This is a genomic window from Arsukibacterium sp., assembly GCF_036735525.1.
GTDB lineage: Bacteria > Pseudomonadota > Gammaproteobacteria > Enterobacterales > Alteromonadaceae > Alishewanella.
The window spans coordinates 1-21,415 of sequence record NZ_DAINOE010000013.1 but is presented as its reverse complement, the minus strand read 5'-3'; the positions used below and the strand labels follow the sequence as shown (position 1 = coordinate 21,415).

Annotated in this window: 26 protein-coding genes; 14 read left to right on the top strand and 12 right to left on the bottom strand. The window is 48.1% G+C overall.

Going from position 1 to position 21,415, the window contains the following annotated elements; genetic code table 11:
• A partial coding sequence (locus tag V7D78_RS04325; RefSeq protein WP_333607203.1) for an enoyl-CoA hydratase-related protein occupies window positions 1-543 on the top strand: 543 nt, incomplete at its 5' end.
• Between the two features lie 21 nt (window positions 544-564).
• Here V7D78_RS04325 and V7D78_RS04320 read toward each other — a convergent pair.
• Window positions 565-1,041 (bottom strand): hypothetical protein, encoded by a 477-nt coding sequence (locus tag V7D78_RS04320; RefSeq protein ID WP_333607202.1) that lies wholly within the window; start codon window positions 1,039-1,041, stop codon window positions 565-567.
• Window positions 1,042-1,151: 110 nt separating this feature from the next.
• Window positions 1,152-2,123, bottom strand: a complete 972-nt coding sequence (gene cysK / locus V7D78_RS04315; RefSeq protein ID WP_333607201.1) for a cysteine synthase A — start codon at window positions 2,121-2,123, stop codon at window positions 1,152-1,154.
• A 112-nt stretch (window positions 2,124-2,235) separates the two neighbouring features.
• Here cysK and V7D78_RS04310 point away from each other — a divergent pair, with 112 nt between their 5' ends.
• The 4 genes from V7D78_RS04310 to V7D78_RS04295 all read left to right on the top strand — a co-directional run bounded on the left by V7D78_RS04310 (window position 2,236) and on the right by V7D78_RS04295 (window position 6,568).
• Window positions 2,236-3,081, top strand: a complete 846-nt coding sequence (locus V7D78_RS04310) for an AAA family ATPase (RefSeq protein ID WP_333607200.1) — start codon at window positions 2,236-2,238, stop codon at window positions 3,079-3,081.
• A gap of 272 nt (window positions 3,082-3,353) precedes the next feature.
• Window positions 3,354-4,523: a vWA domain-containing protein gene (locus V7D78_RS04305; RefSeq protein WP_333607199.1), complete on the top strand. Its 1,170-nt coding sequence runs from the start codon at window positions 3,354-3,356 to the stop codon at window positions 4,521-4,523.
• Window positions 4,524-4,557: 34 nt separating this feature from the next.
• Window positions 4,558-5,610 (top strand): sulfite exporter TauE/SafE family protein, encoded by a 1,053-nt coding sequence (locus tag V7D78_RS04300; protein ID WP_333607198.1) that lies wholly within the window; start codon window positions 4,558-4,560, stop codon window positions 5,608-5,610.
• Between the two features lie 100 nt (window positions 5,611-5,710).
• Window positions 5,711-6,568, top strand: coding sequence for a bile acid:sodium symporter family protein (locus V7D78_RS04295; protein ID WP_333607197.1), 858 nt, complete (start codon window positions 5,711-5,713; stop codon window positions 6,566-6,568).
• On the opposite strand, the gene V7D78_RS04290 is transcribed toward V7D78_RS04295, so the two are convergent.
• From V7D78_RS04290 to asnB, 7 genes are all read right to left on the bottom strand, one after another.
• Window positions 6,565-7,317, bottom strand: coding sequence for an alpha/beta hydrolase (locus tag V7D78_RS04290; RefSeq protein WP_333607196.1), 753 nt, complete (start codon window positions 7,315-7,317; stop codon window positions 6,565-6,567). The genes V7D78_RS04295 and V7D78_RS04290 overlap by 4 nt on opposite strands.
• 35 nt (window positions 7,318-7,352) lie before the next feature.
• Window positions 7,353-8,246, bottom strand: coding sequence for a cold adaptation protein AtcC (gene atcC, locus V7D78_RS04285; protein ID WP_333607195.1), 894 nt, complete (start codon window positions 8,244-8,246; stop codon window positions 7,353-7,355).
• 54 nt (window positions 8,247-8,300) lie between these two features.
• Entirely contained in the window at window positions 8,301-9,062 is a 762-nt protein-coding gene (atcB, locus tag V7D78_RS04280) for a cold adaptation protein AtcB (protein ID WP_333607194.1), read from the bottom strand.
• Entirely contained in the window at window positions 9,062-9,628 is a 567-nt protein-coding gene (gene atcA, locus V7D78_RS04275; protein ID WP_333607193.1) for a cold adaptation protein AtcA, read from the bottom strand. Before atcA ends, atcB begins: the two co-directional genes overlap by 1 nt.
• A gap of 56 nt (window positions 9,629-9,684) precedes the next feature.
• Window positions 9,685-9,969: a cold adaptation protein ActJcold adaptation protein ActJ gene (atcJ, locus tag V7D78_RS04270; RefSeq protein ID WP_333607192.1), complete on the bottom strand. Its 285-nt coding sequence runs from the start codon at window positions 9,967-9,969 to the stop codon at window positions 9,685-9,687.
• Between the two features lie 126 nt (window positions 9,970-10,095).
• The gene (locus V7D78_RS04265; RefSeq protein ID WP_333607191.1) at window positions 10,096-11,220 is read right to left on the bottom strand and encodes a hypothetical protein; all 1,125 of its coding nucleotides are present in this window, start codon (window positions 11,218-11,220) and stop codon (window positions 10,096-10,098) included.
• 143 nt (window positions 11,221-11,363) lie between these two features.
• Window positions 11,364-13,028 carry an asparagine synthase B gene (asnB, locus tag V7D78_RS04260; protein ID WP_333607190.1) on the bottom strand — a complete coding sequence of 555 codons (1,665 nt, stop codon included), beginning with the start codon at window positions 13,026-13,028 and terminating at the stop codon, window positions 11,364-11,366.
• A 166-nt stretch (window positions 13,029-13,194) separates the two neighbouring features.
• Here asnB and V7D78_RS04255 point away from each other — a divergent pair, with 166 nt between their 5' ends.
• The 8 genes from V7D78_RS04255 (at window position 13,195) to V7D78_RS04220 (ending at window position 19,134) form a co-directional block, all read left to right on the top strand.
• Window positions 13,195-14,016, top strand: coding sequence for a DUF3025 domain-containing protein (locus V7D78_RS04255; RefSeq protein ID WP_333607189.1), 822 nt, complete (start codon window positions 13,195-13,197; stop codon window positions 14,014-14,016).
• 48 nt (window positions 14,017-14,064) lie between these two features.
• Window positions 14,065-14,859 (top strand): ABC transporter ATP-binding protein, encoded by a 795-nt coding sequence (locus V7D78_RS04250; RefSeq protein WP_333607188.1) that lies wholly within the window; start codon window positions 14,065-14,067, stop codon window positions 14,857-14,859.
• A 1-nt stretch (window position 14,860) separates the two neighbouring features.
• Complete coding sequence (locus tag V7D78_RS04245; protein ID WP_333607187.1) at window positions 14,861-16,063, top strand: ABC transporter permease; 1,203 nt, start codon at window positions 14,861-14,863, stop codon at window positions 16,061-16,063.
• An 87-nt stretch (window positions 16,064-16,150) separates the two neighbouring features.
• Window positions 16,151-16,357 (top strand): bacterioferritin-associated ferredoxin, encoded by a 207-nt coding sequence (locus V7D78_RS04240; protein WP_333607186.1) that lies wholly within the window; start codon window positions 16,151-16,153, stop codon window positions 16,355-16,357.
• Between the two features lie 122 nt (window positions 16,358-16,479).
• Entirely contained in the window at window positions 16,480-17,370 is an 891-nt protein-coding gene (locus V7D78_RS04235) for an aspartoacylase (RefSeq protein WP_333607185.1), read from the top strand.
• A gap of 34 nt (window positions 17,371-17,404) precedes the next feature.
• Window positions 17,405-17,770, top strand: a complete 366-nt coding sequence (locus V7D78_RS04230) for a hypothetical protein (protein WP_333607184.1) — start codon at window positions 17,405-17,407, stop codon at window positions 17,768-17,770.
• A gap of 24 nt (window positions 17,771-17,794) precedes the next feature.
• Window positions 17,795-18,238: a hypothetical protein gene (locus V7D78_RS04225; RefSeq protein ID WP_333607183.1), complete on the top strand. Its 444-nt coding sequence runs from the start codon at window positions 17,795-17,797 to the stop codon at window positions 18,236-18,238.
• Window positions 18,239-18,282: 44 nt separating this feature from the next.
• Window positions 18,283-19,134, top strand: coding sequence for a substrate-binding periplasmic protein (locus V7D78_RS04220; RefSeq protein WP_333607182.1), 852 nt, complete (start codon window positions 18,283-18,285; stop codon window positions 19,132-19,134).
• Here V7D78_RS04220 and V7D78_RS04215 read toward each other — a convergent pair.
• A complete protein-coding gene (locus V7D78_RS04215; RefSeq protein ID WP_333607181.1) occupies window positions 19,131-19,613 on the bottom strand; it encodes a GNAT family N-acetyltransferase in 483 nt (160 codons plus the stop codon). The genes V7D78_RS04220 and V7D78_RS04215 overlap by 4 nt on opposite strands.
• Before the next feature lie 13 nt (window positions 19,614-19,626).
• Window positions 19,627-20,028: a lactoylglutathione lyase gene (gloA, locus tag V7D78_RS04210; RefSeq protein ID WP_333607180.1), complete on the bottom strand. Its 402-nt coding sequence runs from the start codon at window positions 20,026-20,028 to the stop codon at window positions 19,627-19,629.
• A 141-nt stretch (window positions 20,029-20,169) separates the two neighbouring features.
• Here gloA and V7D78_RS04205 point away from each other — a divergent pair, with 141 nt between their 5' ends.
• A complete protein-coding gene (locus V7D78_RS04205; RefSeq protein ID WP_333607179.1) occupies window positions 20,170-20,514 on the top strand; it encodes a gamma-glutamylcyclotransferase family protein in 345 nt (114 codons plus the stop codon).
• A gap of 2 nt (window positions 20,515-20,516) precedes the next feature.
• On the opposite strand, the gene V7D78_RS04200 is transcribed toward V7D78_RS04205, so the two are convergent.
• Window positions 20,517-21,371: an L-threonylcarbamoyladenylate synthase gene (locus V7D78_RS04200; protein WP_442886499.1), complete on the bottom strand. Its 855-nt coding sequence runs from the start codon at window positions 21,369-21,371 to the stop codon at window positions 20,517-20,519.
• Between the last annotated feature and the right edge of the window lie 44 nt (window positions 21,372-21,415).

Below are 21,415 nucleotides of genomic sequence, written 5' to 3'. Positions count from 1 at the left end.
GATTTTTTATCCGTGCCAGAGCTTGGGCCAACCCATCCGACAGTAGCCTTTTTGCATCAACTAGCTAATTTCCCTAAACCCATAGTGGCGGCAGTAGCAGGCCTGGCGATTGGTATCGGCACTACAGCTCTACTGCACTGTGAGCTGGTGTATGCTGCGCCGGGTTGTCGTTTTCAGTTGCCCTTTACTAAATTGGGTTTGTGTCCAGAGGCGGCATCGAGCTTGTTGTTACCGCGCTTGGTGGGGTATCAGCGGGCCGCGCAATATCTATTATTGGCAGAGCCATTTAACAGTGAGCAGGCATTACAAATGGGGCTGGTCAATGAGCTTGTCGCGCCTGAGGCGTTATCACAACACGCGCAGCAAAAAGCCAGACAATTAGCGGCACTGCCGGCAGAGGCAGTCAGGATCAGTAAAGCCTTACTCAAACAGACAGCGCCAGCACTGAGTAATGTCATCAGCGACGAACTTGTGCACTTTCAGCAGTTATTGCAAAGTGAAGCCTGTCAGCAGCAGTTAAAGGCATTTTTAACGCCAAAGTAGCTGGTCTAGCGAGTCGTCAACTTAACGGGCAGAGGAGCTGAAACGGTCTTGATGCAGCACTGCGACCCGCCAATTGCCGCGCTGTTTTACCAGGGTGACAGTGCGCATGTTCTCATGCTGGCGATCATTGTGCATACCGGTAAAGACCAACGTAATATTGGCTTTATTGTCATACTGCTCTCGCAGATTCTGGCCTGCACGGTTAACATTAATAGTGATTTCATCATAGGACATATTTAATAACGTACGTGCTACCTGGCGAACCGTACCGTAAGACGCCATTAAATCGGCAAGTTCGTCGGTGCTGAGACTTTTGGCTTTATCTAAGTCTTTTTCATTGTAGATGGCATGAAAAAATTCGGTAGCAATATGCTCAGGCGTACCAAAGTGGGTATTACCATTAGGTTTCTCACCACAAGCTAACATCGCCGTGCCTAAGGCTAATACCAGCAGCCATTTAAGAGCTTGTTTAGTGTTTTTGAACGCTGGCAGCTGCATGTAAAACCTCATCTGGGTTAAATTTTAAATCAGTTGAAGTGTGAAATGTTTTTGCTGTGCTGTAAAGCAAAAAGGCCGCAAATGCGGCCTCTACTAAGCTAAGCTACTGATTAAGGCAGTAATTCTTGTTCAGTAAATACGCTGGTAAAGAGCGGGCTGCTCAGATAACGCTCGGCAGCACTGGCTAAAATGACCACGATGTTTTTACCGGCATATTCAGGAAGTGCCGCTAAGCGCGCTGCGGCCACTACTGCTGCCCCTGAAGAGATACCGGCCAGTATGCCTTCCTCTTTCATCAGGCGGTGCGCCATGGCAATGGCTTCGTCACTGCTGACGGTTTCTACTCTGTCCACTAATTCAACATCCAGGTTGCCAGGAATAAAACCGGCACCTATACCCTGAATTTTATGTGGGCCAGGTTTGATGTCTTCACCGGCTTTTACCTGAGAAATCACCGGTGACTCGGCAGGCTCTACTGCGACACTAACTAATGGCTGCTTTTTTTCCAGTTTAAAATAGCGGCTGACCCCGGTAATAGTCCCACCAGTACCGACACCGGCAATAAACACATCCAGTTTGCCATCGAGATCATTCCAAATCTCCGGACCTGTGGTATCAAAATGGATTTGTGGGTTAGCCGGGTTATCAAACTGACCTAAAATCAGATATTTTTCTGGGTTTGAAGCTTCAATTTCTTTGGCTTTTTCAATGGCGCCTTTCATGCCCTTAGGGCCTTCGGTTAATACCAGATTTGCGCCAAGGGCTTTTAATAATTTACGCCGCTCCAGGCTCATGGTGGCTGGCATGGTCAGGGTTAACTTATAGCCACGGCTGGCTGCGACAAAGGCCAGGGCAATACCGGTGTTACCAGAGGTTGGCTCAACAATTTCTTTGTCAGCAGTCAGACGGCCACTTTTTTCAGCATCCCAAATCAGTGCTGCGCCTAAGCGACATTTCACGCTGAAGCTTGGGTTACGTGATTCCATTTTAGCGTATACATTTGCGCCTTTAACCACACGGTTTAATTTGACCAGAGGGGTGCGACCAATAGACAATGAGTTGTCTGCATAAACGTTTGCCATAAAAACTCCAATTTAGTAGTAAATTGGTTATAAGGATACGCCGCTAAACAAAAATTTGAAGTAGTGTTTGGCTATAACTTATATCTTTTCTTTTTGCCTTAAGAGGACACCCATGGCCTTTACAAGTACCGAGCATTATATCGTTGCCCCTGAATTAGCATTGGCAGTCAATGCGGCTGTGACGCTGCAAAAGCCGTTATTGATCAAAGGTGAACCGGGTACCGGTAAAACCCGGCTGGCGGAAGAGTTGGCAGCCAGTTTAGGCACAGATTTAATCCAGTGGCATATTAAATCCACTACTAAGGCGCAACATGGTCTGTACGAGTATGATGCGGTATCACGGCTGCGTGACAGCCAGTTGGGCAGCGACAAAGTACAGCAAATTAGCAACTATATTCGCCCCGGCAAATTATGGCAGGCCTTTACTGCCGCAAAACGCCCGGTACTGCTGATTGATGAAATTGACAAAGCCGATATTGAATTCCCTAACGATTTGCTGCACGAGTTGGATCAGATGGCGTTTTATGTACACGAAACCGGTGAGCAGATCCGTGCCATAGACAGACCCATCGTTATTATTACCTCGAACAACGAAAAAGAGCTGCCAGATGCCTTTTTACGCCGCTGCTTCTTTCACTATATCCGTTTTCCGGATGCAGACACGCTGCGTGCTATAGTGGCAGTACATTACCCGCACATTCAGCAGCGGTTATTAAGCACGGCGCTTGAGGTGTTTTTTGAGCTTAGGGAGCTGCCGGGGTTAAAGAAAAAACCCTCGACCTCTGAGCTGATAGACTGGTTAAAGCTGTTGTTGGCTGAAGATATTCCGCCAGAAGTATTAACCGACAAACAGCAAAAAGGCGGTTTAATGCCGATGTTTGGTGCCTTGCTTAAAAACGAGCAGGATGTGGCACTGGTGGAGAAGCTGGCGTTTTTGGCCAAGCGACAAGGGCGCTAAACTATGTTTGAAGCTTGTGCTCTGTTCGCCGGGATCGACTGCAGTACTCCTTTGGACTCGTCAATGTTTACGATGATGTCAGCGAAGGACCAGAACCTTGTTTCGGTCTGGTTTGCATTCAAGGCTAAGTGCAAAAGAGTGGACCAAAACACTTGCTCTGGCTCGTCGCAGCAACTCGCTACGGCTGGCGCCTGCGCTCAGACACTCTGCGCCGACCAGAACAAGGTTCTGGTCTACTCTTAGGATGCTTTAGTGAGTAACACGAAAGAATTATGCTAATTGATTTCTTCTTTACCCTGCGCAAATACGGCTTAAAAACCAGTATTACTGAACTGCTGGATTTATTGAATGCCTTGCAGCAGCAGGTGATCTTCGCCGACACTGAAGCCTTTTATCAGTTGTCACGCTTATGTCTGGTCAAAGATGAGACCCAGTACGATAAATTCGATCGCGCCTTTGCTGAGTACTTTGAAGGTGTGGCCGAAGTGGATATCGCCGCCAGTATTCCACCCGAGTGGCTGGTGCCAGAAGTATTACGTAAATTAAGCGACGAAGATAAAGCTAAACTGCAGGCACTGGGCGGCCTGGATAAATTGCTGGAAACCTTGCGTGAGCGCTTAAAAGAGCAACAAAAGAAGCACAGCGGCGGTAATAAATGGATTGGCACCGGCGGTACCTCACCCTTTGGTGCCTATGGCTTTAACCCCGAGGGGGTGCGCATTGGCCAGCAGGGCAGTGGCGCGCGTCGTGCTGTTAAGGTGTGGGATAAGCGTGAATTCAAAGACTTAGACACCGACGCTGAGCTGAATAACCGCAGTATTAAACTGGCGTTAAAGCAACTGCGCAAATTTGCCCGCAGTGGCGCTGAGACAGAGCTGGATATACAGGGCACTATACAGGCGACCTCTGAGCAGGCCGGTTGGCTGGATTTACGTTTTATCCGTGAGCGGCATAATGCGATTAAGCTGCTGGTGTTTTTTGATGTCGGTGGCTCGATGGATGATCATATCGAACAGTGCCAAAAACTGTTTGCGGCGGTAAAAACCGAGTTTAAACATCTGGAGTTTTTCTACTTTCATAACTGTGTGTATGAAGGTGTCTGGCGCGATAATAAACGCCGCTATACCGAGCAGGTAAAGGTAGAGGATATTATTCATACCTACGCCAGCGACTATAAACTGATCTTTGTCGGCGATGCCACTATGGGGCCTTATGAAATTGAATACCCTGGCGGCAGTGTCGAGCATTATAACGCGCTGCCGGGTAAGGTCTGGTTAGCGCGCTTACTGGCGCAATACCCCAAAGCTGTCTGGCTAAACCCGCAGCCAGAGCCGTGGTGGAGCCACTATTATTCTATTGAAATGATAAGTAAGATAATGGCAAGACGGATGCATCCGTTAACCCTTGATGGGCTCAGTGGGGCAATAAAAACCCTGTTATAACGCCAAAGCGACTCAATGACTCAGGATGTGCAGTATGACAATCCCTTTGCCAACAAAACCCCTGCTCAAGCAAAGGTTGTGGATTTGGTTGTTGTGGTTGGCTGGCTTTTATTCGGTGTGGTTGTTTTTAGTGGCTGGTTTAGGGTATTGGTCTACGGCGGCAGCGCATTGGCCCATGGCGGTGGCGATGGCCTTTGGCAGCTATGCGGCGGGTTCTACCCCTATGGGCGGCGGCACTGTCGGCTTTCCGGTGTTGGTGCTGCTATTTGAGTTACCGGCCAGCCTGGGGCGGGATTTTAGTTTTGCCATTCAATCTATCGGCATGACCAGTGCCAGCATTTTTATTCTGGCCAGACGTCAGCCACTGGCCTGGGCTACGCTCAAAGGTGCCATGCTTGGCGCGTTATTTGGCACTCCGCTGGGGATCTTTTTTATTGCCCCTTATATTCCAGAGCTGTGGATTAAGCTGCTGTTTGCGGTGGTCTGGGCCAGCTTTGGCTTGTTGCATTTATTTCGTTTAAATGAAATTGCCGGTCACAGCGGCATGACTGACTTTGATGAGCGCTGGGACTTTAAACTGGGGCTGTGGATTGGCGCCCTGGCAGGGGCGACAGTGGCAGCGGTAACCGGCGTGGGTATTGATATGGTGCTCTATACCGCGCTGGTGCTGATTTGCCGGGCGGATTTAAAAATAGCTATTCCCACCTCTGTCGTGATTATGGCCTTTACCTCAGTACTGGGTATCTTAGTAAAAACAGTGTCTGGGCAGGGGCTGGCGCCGGGCGTCTTTGAAAACTGGCTGGCAGCCGCGCCAATAGTGGCCATTGGTGCACCGCTTGGTGTTTTTATTGTCGCAAAAATTGGCCGCAAACCCACGCTGTTGGTAGTGGCTACGCTCTGTGTTGGCCAATTTATCTGGACGCTGTACTCAGAGCAGCAGCGGCTGGGCATCGATGGCATGCTCTGGGCATTACTGGCGGTGACAGCCTGCTTAGTGGGTTTTGAGTTGCTAAGACGCTGGGGCGCGCTGTTAGTGGGGGAGAGAACCGCCAGGGCGCAGGCCAAAGCTTTGGCAGAGCAAGGCTAGCTAAAACGCCACTAACACAACATGCAACATTCAACACGAGTATGCTGACAGCCAGCAAGGATTAATGTAACGTGGATTTTTTAGTAAAACAGGAACGCAGATGTTTAACAGCCTGACCCAGATTGGCTTACCCCTGGCGTTGATTTTAATTATGACAGGCGTGGGCATGAGCTTACGCCCAGCCGACTTCTCCCGTGTTTTCGCAGCCCCCAAAGGCTTTGTCTTAGGCGCTTTAGCGCAGCTATTACTACTGCCGCTCACCGCTATTGCCGTGATAGCGCTCTTTAAGCTACAAGCCGAACTGGCGATTGGGCTGTTTATTTTGGCGCTGTGCCCGGGCGGCACCACCTCAAATTTATACAGTTATTTAAGTAAAGCCGATGTCGGCCTCTCCGTCTCGTTAACTGCCGTCGTGGGCTTTATCACACCTTTTACCATACCGCTGCTGGCGGCCTGGGCGATTAGTTTTTATGGCGGCGCTGAGTCTCAGTTGCAATTGCCAATAGGACAAACCTGGTTAACCCTGATGATAGTCAGCGTATTTCCGGTATTGGTGGGGATGTTACTGCGCGCCAAATGGCCAACCTTTGCTAAAGCGGCAGAGCCGGTGATCAGCCGCTTTTCAATAATTGTGCTGTTGCTGCTTATTATCAGTATCTCGGTAGACTTAGGGGATGATTTATGGCGCTATATCGCCAAAGCCGGCCCTGCTGCGCTGACGCTTAATCTGCTAACAATGCTTTTGGGTTATTTACTGGGTAAATGGTTGCTACAGCAGGAGCGCCAGGCGCGCACTATCTGTCTTGAAGTGGGGCTGCAAAACGGCACCCTTGCGCTTTTGATCACCACTGGCATTTTGCAAAGCTCGGCCATGTCGATCGCACCCAGTGTGTATAGCTTACTGATGTTTGGCAGTGCCTCGCTTTTTGCGCTTTGGGCAAGGCGCAAACCGGTTTAATTGCTCTGCAGCCAGGCGGCGATCTGGCTGGCGGGCAGGTAGCTGTTATGATTGCCGGGGTAACGAATAAGGGTGGCAGTGCCAGCAGTAAAGGCCTGATATAACGCCTCACTGCGCTTGGCACTGATGATCTCATCCTGCTGTGCCAGCAGCAATAGTGTCGCAGCGCGGATATCTGCGGCAAAATAATGGGATTCAAAGCGGTCTTTTAGCAACCAGCCCACCGGAATGTACGGCATTTGCTGCCGGGCTACTGCGGTTAAGCTGTCAAAAGGGGTAATAAGTACCAACTGTTGCAGCGGTCGGCGCGCCGCTAATTGTACCGCTACGCCAGTGCCTAAGCTGCGGCCTATCACGGTAAAGTCACTGTGCTCACTTGTCAGCTTGTCGTATAACGCCAGCGCATCAGCGACCAGGGCCTGCTCTGAGGGTTTACCACTACTACCGCCATAACCGCGGTAATGCATCAGATAAATGGCATGCGTCGGAAAGGCCGCGGCAAACTCGTGCAGAGACACACTCACATCTTCCGCATTGCCACCAAAATACAACAGCGCCTGCTGGCCTGGCCTTGGCTGTTGGCTGACCCAGACCTGTGCATGGTCCTGTTGCAAAATAAGCGGATTAGCCGGTGGCAGTTGCGCCGGCACCGGAAAAAAAATCAACTGTCGCTGCGCAACATACAGCACCAGACACAGCAGGCTGTAACCGGCGAACAGATACCACAATAGTGTCAACAGTGTGCGCATATGGGTCTCTTGTGCAGCTTGCTAATACCGCGACTTTACAACACTAGATACTGCGGCCAGCCCAGTAGTGGGTTGGAGAGGCCTTGTTTACCCTCAAAATTATCCAGTTTTTCAGGTGACGCATCTTGTTTGGCTAATGCCTGATAGTCTTTGGCAAATTGCAGGGTACGCAACAGAGCCGGTGCAAAATGCTGGCCTAAATCAGCGCGAATGGCTTGGGCATTGGCCGGCGGTAATTCCGCTAGTGTTGCCTCGGTTTGCAGTGCAAAAAAAGTGTCATTAAACCAGTGAGGTTGCAGCGTTATTTGCGTGAGTCGCTGCTTTAAATCCTGACGTACTTTATCACCACCGGTCAGGGCGCGGTAAAACACCACTTCGGCCAGCACTTCTTCTAAACTGCAGTAATCGTAGTCGTCCCCCGGTAAGCGGGCAAAAAACTGTTGTAACAGCAATTGCATACTCTGACTGCGTTGATGCTCAGCTAAGGCTTGCTGATATTGCTGCCAGCCGGGCCAGTCTTCTGCATCCGGCGTGCTGGATACCTGCTGCAGCAGTTGTGCATCGACCTCGCCGTACAAGGATTTCGTACCGGCTTTTCTGCTGACTGTGCTAAGCATATTCCAGCCTTTTTGGAACGGCTTTACTAAGCCCTCAGGCGCCAATAACAAGGCGAGTGCCCGTGAGGGATCTTTGTCTGACAATTCCAGCAAACCCAGACTGACCACACCAATAACGTCATAGGCAGCTTGCTCGAGTAAATGCATCTTGTGTTTATTATAAAACTTATCGGCAAATTTCAGGCTCATCAGCACCGCTTTGCTTTTAATCTGTTGCAGCTGCGCATCGCTCAGCTGCTCAGCTGCTTTGGCGTTATTGATCACCTGGCTTAAAAACGGGCCACTGCTGCCATCGCGCACCATTAGTTGCATGAAGACTGTCCTTTTAATACGTCTTTAAATAGTGGCATACACCACACCTTGTGCTTAATCGAGAAAACTAAACATATCGTCCACTTCAGCAAATTCGTCCGTAGCCTGATTTTTCTCTTTGGCCTGCATCACCAGTTCAGTAGCAAATTTATTGATAATGCCTTCCCAGCCAGAGTTTTCGTTGCGAATAAGGGCTTTAATGGCTTGCTCGACCTGAGGTGTCAGCTGGCGGATCAGCGCGAGCAGGCTGCGCGGGTCGTCAATACCCAGGCCATGGGCATCTTCATTTAGCTGGCGCTCGGTAAAGCGTACCGCTTCTTCTAAGTCTTCTTCTTCATCGTGCAGCATGTCATGCAGGCCATGATCATCTTCTATAGGCTCAGCGCGATACAGCTCAATAAAGGGGATCGATAAATAAAACAAGCCGGCGGCATCTTCCGCTATGCATTCGAGGATTTCAGCTTGTTTGTCTTCGCTATCCTGAGTGCGGATAAGGTAAGTTAAAAAATCGAAGGTATGCTGTTGCAGCTCTTCGGCATTGTTTTTAATTTTTTCTTCCCAGTACAACGGCTGCTGGCAGACAATATCGCGGATCCGCTCCGGGCTCATTAACTCAGAGATAATAGAGGGGAACGAAATATCATGCTGGCTGTTAATTTGGGTCAGCGTCACAATATCAATGTTTTCCAGCACTTCGACTAACTGTTCATCGCTCATGGTATTGGCGATAAGTTCAAATTTTTTGCTGGCTTGTTTGGGCTCAATAACCGCCAGTTCTTTAATTTCGGCGACGGCAATTGCGATTAAGTTGGTCATTAATGTTGCTCCCGGTTAAAGCGGATTTCATCATATTGGTCATCATAGCCGTCTTCTTCAGCATCAGCGTCTTCATCATCCTGCTCTGCATCATAGCCATATGCAGACTCGTTCTCATCCGGTTCAGCAGCGTCATCCTGATCATCGTTGCTCTGCCGGCTTTGTGCCAGTGGTTTATCGCCGTTTTCCAGCATAAACAACACGGCACAGGCTTCAATCAGCCGTTGCTCAGAGTAAGCCCGTACCGTTTTAACCAGTTCCAGATCGGCATTGGCAAAGGCCACCGAGGTTTTAAAGGCTTGCCAGTCTGGTGCTTTACCGCTTTGCAGCCATTGCTGCCAGTGCAATTTGGCTTGAGGCGGAAATTTTACCCGGCCATACAGCGCCATAGGTAAATACTCCGGTACAGACTCCAGCATTTCAATATCAGCCAGCAACAGGCTTTTTATTTGGGTGGTGAATTTTTCCAGTGCCTTGGGTGTATCCGGATCCAGATAAGATTCAATATTGTCTTTTGCATCGCTTAACAGTTGACGCAGTGTCGCTTGATTTAATGTTGCAGCCATATAAGGTTAACACCTCTCGTTATGCCGGTAGGTTAAAGAGTAGTTCATAGCGCGCTCTAGCTGTAGTACTGATCCCATAAATCCTGCATGGCGGCAGAGGGATCAGTGACGATGACATTATTGAAATCTTTAATAAAGGCCGCTTTTAATTTGGCATCAGCTAATACCGCATAAGCCTGTTGTACCCGTTGTAACTGGTTAGCGGCGGCAGTTTTTTCTTCATCGGTTAAATCCAGTAGCTTATCCGGGTGAAAGCGATTGGCCAGCCGTTTATAAGCTTTTTTAATATCGTCATCGCTGGCATTGGTTTTAACGCCAAGTACGCGAAAATGGTTAATCATGGGTTGTCCTGCAAAAGAGTTGAGCAACAGTTGAGCAACAAAGCGTGGTAAATACACCGCTGTTTAGGCTGGCACTAGCATAGCAGAAGCGGGCTTTCCTACCTAGTGCTGCTTAGCGGCTTTTGCTCAGGGTTGGCTAAACCAGCGCGGGTCAATATTCAGCTTAAACATCAAGGGTGAAAACTGCTGAAAATGCGCGGCATTGGCAGGGCACTGAATATTTTTAGCATACTGGCTTTGCCAGGGGTCATTGACCAGTATGATTTGCTGCCCAACCACAGCAACCCCCTCAATTGAGGTATTACGCATTTTTTCATAAGGCGGGCAGCCATCACTGCTGCCAAACTGATAGGTGGGCGCATAAAAATGTAACTGCTGCACAAAGGGTGCTTGTTGCTGACTGAGATCAATAATCCATAACTGATCATCATTGCGCGCGGCCGCCACTAAATACCCTGGATGGCGGCTATCCGGATGCGGCAAAAAATCCAGGCCATTTATCGGGTGATTGTTAGCATCGGGTATGGGTAAGCTAAAACCACTGTCGGCAACAGCTACAAACTGCTCATTCTGCCAAAAATCAGCATCATAGGGCGTAACAAAAATCATCGGTGCATTGGCCTGGTTTTTCTCCAGTGCCAGATACAGATTGCCGCTGTTATCAAGGGCCAGACCTTCAATACCATCATTGGCAAAATTACCGACCTGTGCGATTTTGGGAAATTGCACCGGTCGCACAGCGACAATTTCTGCCTTGGTTAGTGCTTTATCAATGCTAATTTTTACCAGTAGCGTGGGGTAGGGTGTGGAGTGGGTATCCGCATAAAGCCTGGCACAGTCTTCACTCAGCTTATAGTCAGAGGAGTCTTCAGTCACGGAAATTAAGGTGGTGTCGTCTTGTCTGTCCCAGGTTAACGACTCCCAGTCGGGGTAGCCGTGCAGTAACTCGGCAAAGCAGCTGTGTTTTAGCGATGCGGCCACGGTTAATGCGATAGGGGGGGCCGTTAACTGGCCAGTTTGCGGGTTGATTTTTAATAACACATTGCGCATTGGCAGGGCCGCGCTGTTATCGCCAATATGAATAAGCTCACCATGACGCAAGGTTAACCCTGAGCTTTGTGGGTCAATCAGGCTTTTACCTTGCTCATCGGTTAACCATTGGCCGGCTAAGTGTAGTTCAGCAGCGTTCAGGTTGAATAAGCTGGTAAATAAGCTCAGGCTGCTGGCAAAAAGTGCGCTGTGGAAATGCATAAACGGCGTTATACCCTTGGTTGTACTTTAGATAGCAAATAGTCTGGCAGTAATTTCATTTAATACAATAGCTAAGTGCTAATTATAAAGACACCTAATAAAAAGGCCACCTTGCGGTGGCCTTCAACTGGCTTGCGTTTTGCTTAGTAGCCTTGCGCGTGCACGTCACGTACCGCCCGGCCAGAGGGGTCGGTCATTTCCGCCATTTTCGCATCCCAGGCCAGCGCCTCAGGTGTCGAGCAGGCTACAGACTTACCACCCGGTACGCAGCTAATAGCGCCGGCATGCGGGAAATGCTCTTCAAAGATCACCCGGTAGTAGTAAGCTTCTTTGCTATCCGGGGTATTTACCGGGAAGCGAAAGCTGGCGGTGGCCATTTGTTGATCGCTAATTTCTTTGGCGGCATGGGCTTTTAAACTGTCAATCCAGTTGTAACCGACGCCATCAGAAAACTGCTCTTTTTGCCGCCATAAAATTTCATTAGGCAGCAAACCATCGAAGGCCTGACGCAGAATATGTTTTTCCATTTTGCCGCCACCGCACATTTTTGCCTGTGGGTTTAAGCGCATCGCCACGTCCATAAATTCTTTATCAAGGAAGGGGACCCGGGCTTCAATACCCCAGGCCGACATCGCCTTGTTGGCACGATTGCAGTCAAACATGTGTAAGCGGTCGAGTTTACGCAGGGTTTCTTCATGAAACTCTTTAGCATTCGGTGCTTTATGGAAATATAAATAGCCACCAAAAATTTCATCTGAGCCTTCGCCCGACAACACCATTTTAATGCCCATGGCTTTAATTTTACGAGCCATCAGATACATCGGCGTGGAGGCGCGAATGGTGGTGACATCATAGGTTTCCAGAAAGTAAATCACATCGCGCAGCGCATCCAGTGCCTCTTGCACGGTAAAATGCACGGTGTGATGCACAGTGCCAATGGCATCGGCCACTTTTTGCGCGGCGATTAAATCCGGCGATCCCGGTAAACCTACGGCAAAAGAATGTAAGCGTGGCCACCAGGCTTCTGACTGATCATCATCTTCAACCCGGCGCTTGGCAAATTGCTGGGCGATGGCTGAAATTAACGAGGAGTCGAGGCCACCAGATAATAACACGCCATAAGGCACATCTGACATCAGGTGGGTTTTAACACTGTGCTCCAGCGCGGCTTTCAGCTCTGCTTCACTGGCAGGGTTATCCTTTACGGCATCAAAGCTTTGCCAGTCACGCTTGTAGTAACTACGCAGCTCGCCAATTTTGCTGTCAAAATAATGGCCGGGCGGAAATTCTTTAATCTGCTTACATACCGGCACCAGCGCTTTGAGCTCAGAGGCCACAAACAGCTGGCCATGCTCATCGTAGCCGTAATACAGCGGAATAATGCCGATATGATCACGGGCAATAAGATAACGGCCTTGCTCGGCGTCATACAAAATAAAGGCAAACATGCCGTGTAACTGATCAATAAAGTCGGCACCATGTGCTAAATACAGTGGCAGAATGACTTCACAATCCGATTTGGTTTTAAACGAGTAGGGTGTGGCCAGCGCTTTTTCGAGCAGCTTATGATTGTAGATTTCGCCATTCACTGCCAGAATGTGATTTCGATTATCATTAATGAGGGGTTGGGCACCATTTTCAGTATCTACAATGGCCAGACGTTCATGCACCAGTATGGCATTGTCGTCATTCCATACCCCAGACCAATCCGGGCCGCGATGACGTAATAATTTAGATAACTGCAGCGCCTGCTGGCGCAACGCTTTAACATCAGTTTTGATGTCAAGCACCCCAAATATCGAACACATGATAACCTCTATTTATTAATAATCGAAAAAATACAATTCGTTTGGCAGTATGTACGTCTATACGTACCCTGTGAATGTGCCATGCCAGTGTAAAAATGCAAGCGCTTTTTGTCGCTTTTATAAAGTAAATTGGTCTGACCAAATAAATTATTCAACTTAGGTAATGATGTCTGTAACAAGCAATAGCAACCGTTTTATCGCCCCGGAGCATTGGCAGGTGTCCCTGCTCAGTACTAACCCTATCTTTAATGATCTCTGCCAGTTATTTCCGCTGTTAACCCAGCCGCAGTGGCCCGAACCGGCCTTGCTGAATCAGTGGCGCCGGCTGAAGGACTATAGCTTTATTGAGAATAGTGCACTGCTGGCCGATGGGCGATATTATGAAAGTTATATCGCAGACAGTCGGCAGATTCCATGTCGCGAGCAAAATTGGCATGACTTGTTTGGCGCCCTCATCTGGTGTCTGTTTCCTCAGACCAAAGCCTTGATAAACCAGTTACACCAGGCTGAAATCCTGCGTGAAGGCAATAAAACGCGTACTGTGCTGCGCAATAAACTCACCCTACTGGATGAGTGTGGCGTTATTATTGCCTGTGAACCTGACGCTATCGCACATCAAACATGGCTGCGACAGCATCAATGGCAACAGAGTTTTATCCAGCAGCGCCAAGACTGGTGGCAGCACATCCGGCCGCTGATTTTTGGCCATGCTATGTATGAGATGGCCACTAAACCTTTTTTAGGCTTAACCGCCAAATGCTGGTTTATTGAGGTACCTAGCGGTTTTTCGCAGTGGTCACTTACAGATGCTTACATTTTTATTGACCAAAAACTCTGTCAACAAATTGCTAACGGCGCAGCAGTTCTTGATAATCAACAACTGTCGCCATTGCCGTTACTCGGCGTGCCAGGCTGGTATCCGGATAATCAACAGCAGGCATTTTATGAAAATACCGGTTATTTTCGGCCCAAACGCGCTGGCAAATAACTTTGCTTCATACTAATCGCTGCGCTAACCATTAATTAGGACGATGACATGATTGAAATTAAAGGGCTGCAAAAAGCCTTTGCGCTGAGTAAAGGCCATAAATTATCTGAGGCAGAACTGTCAGATGTACGCTATCAGGATAAGCAATTTCGCTCGGTCCGGGATGTCAGTTTTCATTGTGCCCAGGGTGAAGTGTTAGGCTTGCTCGGGCCAAACGGCGCTGGCAAAACCACGACTTTACGCATGCTATCTACCGCGTTAAAACCTGACAGTGGTTCAGTGTTTATCAATGGCATAGATGTTTTAAAAAAACCGGTACAGGCCAGAAAACAAATTGGTTTTTTGTCAGCCGATACCGGCCTCTACGACAAGCTGACAGCCAAAGAGAACGTGGCGTACTTTGGCCGGTTACATGGCATGACAGAAGCTGCGTTAGCCCAGCGTATCGATGAGCTGTTCACTTTGCTGGATATGCAAACCTTTGCCAACAAAAGAGTCGATACCATGTCGACCGGTATGAAACAAAAAACGGCTATTGCCCGGGCCGTCGTGCACTCGCCCAAAGTGGTGATCCTTGATGAACCTACCACCGGTCTCGATATCATGACAGTGCAAACGGTACTGGATTTTATTACTGCGTTAAAAAAAGCCGGCACGCCGGTGATTTTCTCAACCCATCATCTGGATGAAGTGGCCGCCCTTTGTGACAGGGTAGTGGTTATTGATAAAGGCATCAGCAGTTTTAATGACAGCCTGGAGCAATTTAAATTACTGGGCAATGGCGCTGATTTACGTCAGTCTTTTTTAGCCGTGTTATCGGCTCAAAAGCAAGGAGCAGTTTGATATGTGGCAGGTTTATCTCAAAGAGTTACTTGAACTTACCCGTGATAAAAAAACGCTGATTTTCGTGATTTTATTGCCCATATTAATCTTTCCGGTGATTTTCGGTATCACCGCTCTGGTGATGGCCAGCACCGCCAATAAAGCGATGCAGGTGCAGCACCGTTATGTGATTATTAATCAGCAGCAGGCGCCTGAGTTTGCTGAGGCCTTGTTTTACCACAAAAATTTCAAACAGGTGACAACAGAGCTGACCGAGGAAGCCGATTTAGTAGCGGCGATCCGCAATAATGAATTTGATGTGGCCTTAGTGATCCCCGCAGATTTTGCCAGCCGCCAGGCGCAGGTGCAACAGGCGGAGTGGCGACTTATCTATAACCGCTCATCGCAGCTGGATTTTATGTATAACTATTTCAGCGAGTTATTAAACACCTATACCGAGCGGTTACAGCGCACGGCCCTGGGGCAGTTAGGGGTTGATCCGGCTAACTTAACCGCCATTCTAAAACCGGTGGAACTGACCCGGGTGAATACCGCTGAACAACGTGAAAATATCGGTGAAACTATAGGGGCCTTTTTAGCTTATATTCTGATATTTTTATGCTTAAGTGGTGCCATGTATCCGGCGGTAGATTTAGGCGCGGGTGAAAAAGAGCGCCGCACCTTAGAAACCTTATTAATTTGTCCGATAAGCCGCACTGCCATAGTGCTAGGTAAGTTTTTAACGGTGCTCACCACCGCTATTATGACCACTCTGATTACGGTGGCCAGTTTCGGCATCTGGGGGGCAGTGGCTGCCAGTTTTACCGGCTTTGAAAAAGTCACCGCCGCCATTGCCGATTTTGCGGTGATTGATCTGGTGCTGATGTTTGCATTATTGCTGCCAACCGCTGCTATTTTTGCCGCGCTGTTGCTGGCAATATCTATTTATGCCCGCACCTTTAAAGAGGCGCAGAATTACATGAGCCCATTAATGATCCTGGTAATAGTGCCGCTGATGATAGCGATGGCCCCCGGCATGGAGCTTAATGTAGTGAATGCGTTAATTCCGCTAACCAATATTGCCTTGGCCATTAAAGAATTACTCAAGGGCACTGCGGATTATGGTTTGCTGGCACTGATTTTTGCCTCAACCACAGTGCTGGCCGGTGGCCTGATCGCCTTTTGTGTGCATTGGTTTCAGCAAGAAAAAGTGCTATTTCGTTAAAACTGGCTTGTATTAATTTGTAAAAGCTATTGATAACGATTCTCACTTAGATTAATATGGCGCTGTGTCCTGACAAGAGGCAGCGCCATGTACGTTTGTTTATGTAAAGCCGTTACCGATAAAACCATTAAGCAAGCCATTGCACAAGGGCAGCAGTCTATGCGCTGCTTAAAAAACCATTTGGGTGTGGGCAGTCAATGCGGCAAATGCGTTTGTCAGGCCAGCCAGATCCTGCACAATGAACTGTTGTCACAAGGTTCTGCCAATTATGATCTCGCCCATTCTGCTGCCTAAAACCATCTTTTTTTAGCCGCCAGGCCTTTTTATGCTGCTAAGCCTTTAGCTGCTATGTTTTTTTAGGTTAAGGCGCCATAATCTCAGTATTATTTTTTACAGCCTTGAGTTTAAGGAGCGTCATGGATCAGATTAAGCAGGTTGCCATCGTCGGTGGTGTGCATGGCAATGAGTTTTCAGGTATTTATTTAATTCGCCACTATCAGCAGCAGCCGCAATGGATCACCCGTAGCAGCTTTCAGTGCCAGACTATCTGGGCTAACCCAGAAGCGCATCATGCCAATAAACGCTACTTACACAGTGATTTAAATCGGCAATTCAAAACGGCTGATTTAGCCAACCCTAATCTTAGCAATTACGAGCAAAGCCGGGCCAAGGTGCTTAATCAGCAACTGGGCCCAAAGGGCAATGCTAAAACTGATTTGCTTATTGATTTACATAATACCACCAGCAATATGGGCGCCTGTTTAATCCTGACGCAGGCCGGCCCTTTTTATAATCAACTGGCGGCTTACGTTAAAATGCAGATGCCAGAGGCGATTATTTCCCGTGATGAAGATCATATTGCTGCTCAAGATCATGCGCTGATGTGTACTCTTGGCCGCTACGGTGTACTAGTCGAAGTGGGACCACAGCCGCAATCGGTGCTGCGCCATGATGTGATGGATTTAATGCACCGGATGACCCAGCATATTCTGGATTTTGTGCAGTTGTATAACACCAATACTGTGCCAAACTTACCTAAGCAGACTGAAGCCTTTCGTTATTTGACCAGTATTAAGCTGCCAGTGAATGAACAGGGTGAGCGCCTTGGCATGGTACATAAAAACGTGCAGGATAAAGATTATCATCCTATTCATCGCGGTGATCCGCTGTTTAGCTTATTTGATGGTGGTGTGATCTATTATGAAGGGGAAAACACGGTGTATCCTACCTTTATTAATGAAGCAGCCTATTATGATAATAATCTGGCCATGTCGCTTAATGAAAAAGTCATTATAGAGCTGCCCTGAGCAGCATCTGACCTTGAGCTTGCGGGAGCCTTATATGCCGGCTATTAACAAAGCCCGTGAAAATGAGTTGCAACTTAAGCTTTATCAAAAAAGCCGACACTGTGGTGTTATTGCTATGCTTTGTAGCATACCCATGTTGTTTAGTTCTGCTCTTTACAGTAAGTCCCTGCCGTTGCATTTCTACACTGAGCATAATCCGCCTGGTGAGTATTTAAATGAACAAGTACAGGTGAGCGGTGCGACCGTTGCCCTGGTTAGATTACTACAGCAACGTTTAGCCGAGCCAGGAGATATTGAGTTATTGCCCTGGGCCCGAGCTTATGAATATGCGCTAAAACAACCCCATACCGTACTTTTCAGCACTGTACGTAATCCGGCTCGAGAAGCCCATTTTCAATGAGTGGGACCAGTAAAAGTCTTTGATATGAAGCTCTATACCACTGTGCCTGACAAGATCCGAAGCCTGACCGATTTGCCCGGTAACTTTATTGCCTGTGGTTATCGTGGTGCTTCTTATGTTGAGCATTTTCAGCGTTTAGGCTTTGTAGAGGGAAAAAACTTAGTATTAGTGCTGCAAGCCGGTGATTGCAGTGATATGTTAAAGCGTGGCCGGGCACAAATTACCGCGCTTAACGCCCAGCGCCATGGTGAGAAAACGCTTGACCATGAGGTCCCCTTATATGCGGTAGCCCCGCTAAATCAGGTGCAACTCTATTTAGCGTTTTCACTGGATGTAGATGCCGCGCGGGTAGCGCGCTGGCAGCAAGCATTATGGCAAACTTATCAGGATGGCAGCATGCGGCAACTTTATTTAACGCATTTCCCAAACCGTATGATTGAACAGTTAGAATTAGCCGCAGTGCAGTAGCGAGTAGCTCATGTTTAATTGTATCTATTTCGCCGGAGGCGCTTGTGTCATTAGCTTTTAGCGCTGTTAAAATCACTGCGGTTGCCGGTCTCTGTTTTTGGCCCTGGTTAGTTGCTGCTGTTTTAGCAGATACGCCAAAAGTAGAAGCTGGCACCACGACAGAGCCGCCATTGCAGTTTTTTACCGAGCATGCACCACCGGGCGAATATTTAAATGAGCAAGGCGAAGTGGTAGGTGCCACCGTGAGTCTGGTGCGCTTACTGATGCAACGGCTGAATGATGCTGGCGAGATATACCTCTTGCCCTGGCCGCGGGCTTTCGCCATGGCGCATGAAGAGCCTGCTTCAGTGTTGTTTGAAACAGTCAGGACGCCTGAAAGAGAGGCTTTATTTCAATGGGTTGGGCCGATAAAGCAGCATCGTATTTCACTTTATGGTAATAAGTCGCAGTTGCCACAGCCTGCAGTCTCAGAACACAATACTGACGCCTTATTGGGATTAGTGGTTTGCGATCACCGCAATTCGCCCTATTTAAGTCAGATTAAGACATTAGGTTTTGTTGAGGGTAAAAACCTGGTCCTGACCAGTAGTTATGATGATTGCCTTCGCTTACTTATTCGCAAGCGGATTGATGTAATGCCATTTAGTGAGTTTTCTACATTATGGCGGGAAGATGAGTTAAATGCCCGCGGTGTTGAATTGCAGCAAGTGTTTTTTTTACAGCAGGTGAATTTGTATCTGGCTTTTTCACTTGATGTCAGTGATCGTCGAATTGCCCGCTGGCAGCAGGCAGTACAACAGAGTTATGTCGATGGCAGTATGCGTGCTGTCTATCAAGGCATATACCCGGAGCAAATGATTTTGGAACTGGAGCAATGGGCACAGCAGCAGCCTTAGCTGTCGGCCAGGGCAATAAGTTGTTTTTCGGTTAAACGATAGCCCAACCATTCCGTTTTTTGCTCTGCCTGCATTTTTTCATAAAACTGAATGGCTGGGGTATTCCAATCCAGTACACTCCACTCAAAACGGCCACAATCATTGGCTTTGGCTATTTTTGCCAGGGCATTAAATAATAGCTGGCCTGCACCGCTGCGTCTGGCACTGGGCGTAATATACAAGTCTTCCAGATAAAGGCCATATTTGCCTAGCCAGGTAGAGTAATTAAAAAAATACACAGCAAAACCAATGGCCACGCCAGCTTGCTCGCAAATGAGAGCATGGGCTTTGGCATCAGCGCCAAACAAGGTTTGCTGAATGAGCGGCACAGAGGTTAACACTTCATGTTCGGCTTTTTCATAAATGGCCAGCTCAGTAATAAACTGCAATATAGTGGCAGCATCAGCGGGGTTAGCCGCCCTTATTGTTAACTCAGACATCTTTGCTCCGGTGTTATAGTTTGTCGTAATGGGCTTTTTTCTGGATTAGTTCAATGGCATAGTTGTCTGGATCACGCACAAAGGCTATTTCAGTAGTACCCCCTTTTACCGGACCGGGCTCGCGGCTTATCACGCCACCTTTAGCACGTATCTTGTCACAGGCGTCATATACATTGTCTACCTCCAGGGCAATATGGCCAAAGGCGGTACCTAAGTCGTAGCTGTCGGTATCCCAGTTGTAAGTGAGTTCCAGCACAGTGTGTTCCCTTTCATCACCATAGCCAACAAAGGCCAGAGTGTAGCTATACTCTGAGTTGTCAGATTGGCGCAATAAGCGCATACCCAATACTTGTGTATAAAAAGCGATAGACTGCTCAAGGTTAGTCACTCTGAGCATGGTGTGTAGCATTCGCATAAGGCGTCCTATTCAGTTTTTAGATTAAATTCGCTGTGTTGCGGTTGATGTTAGCATATTATGTGGTGCTATAAGCAGCGGTAAGTGGTTGGCATCTAACACTAGGCTCCAAGGGGGCCGCAGCATAGAGGAGGTTCTGTAATGCCACTTTTGTTTTCGTATGGCACACTTCAGCAAAAAGAAGTGCAAATGGCTAATTTTGGCCGCGTTTTAATAGGCAGTAAAGATGTGTTGCCGTGCTACGTCTTAGGTGAAATCACCATTACTGATGAGCGTGTACTGCGTGAAAGTGGTAAAGCGATCCACCCGATTTTACGATACACCGGCTCTGAGCAGGATGAAGTTGAGGGTACGATATTTGAGCTTACCGATGCAGAATTAGCGCAGGCCGATGATTATGAAGTGGACGAATATGTTCGTGTCGTTGCCAGGTTAAAGTCGGGCAAAGAAACGTGGATCTATGCGGCAAGCTGCTCATCTTACTGAATTTAACCGTCCTGATAAGCAGCACGTATCAGTCTGTTTTGAACAGCGAGCCAGCTGTCATCAAGCGGTGGCTTTTCTACGACAATGAGTTCGGCGCCACTTTGATCTGCTTGGTAAAGCTTTTGGTACAACCTACGGCCATATTGCACAGCATCTTGTGGCATCTGGTATCTCCAATGTACAGAAATATTAGCCGCCAATGGGCTAAATGACAGTATGGCAAGCTTCATATCTGTTGTGTTAAGTAGTTCAGTTAGCTGGGTTGTGTTCAGACAGCATAATCTGGTTTGAGGCTGATAATGAGCAGCTACATTTCCAGATACTTTAACTTGATGACTCTGTAGATAGGTTACCTGAGATCCTAACACCTGCTCCAGTTGCTGCACACTTATCGGGCCTGCCCGCAGTACCTGCACAGATCCACTCACCAGACTCACTATAGTGGACTCCAAGCCAAACTCGCATTCACCGCCGTCCAATATCGCATCAATTTTGCCGTCCATAGTCTCCATCACTTGCTGAGCACTGGTAGGGCTTAATCTTTTATAGGGATTAGCTGACGGTGCTGCCACAGCCAACTGCTCTGATGCTAATAATTGTAATAATACCGGGTGGGCTGACACTCTTAATCCTATGGTATCCAAACCGCCAGTAACACAGCTATCTACATGATCAGCCTTGTTCAGTAGCAACGTTAATGGGCCAGGCCAAAAGGCTGATGCCAGTGTAAAAGCCTCCTGTGGAATATCTTTTGCCCAATCCTTAAGTGCAGCAGCTGCATGTAAATGCACAATCAGCGGATGATCAGCAGGCCTGCCTTTTGCGACAAAAATTTTACTGACCGCCGCCTGAGGTATCCCCAGAAATTCTGTAGTTAAAATAAAATGTTAGTTGATTGGGG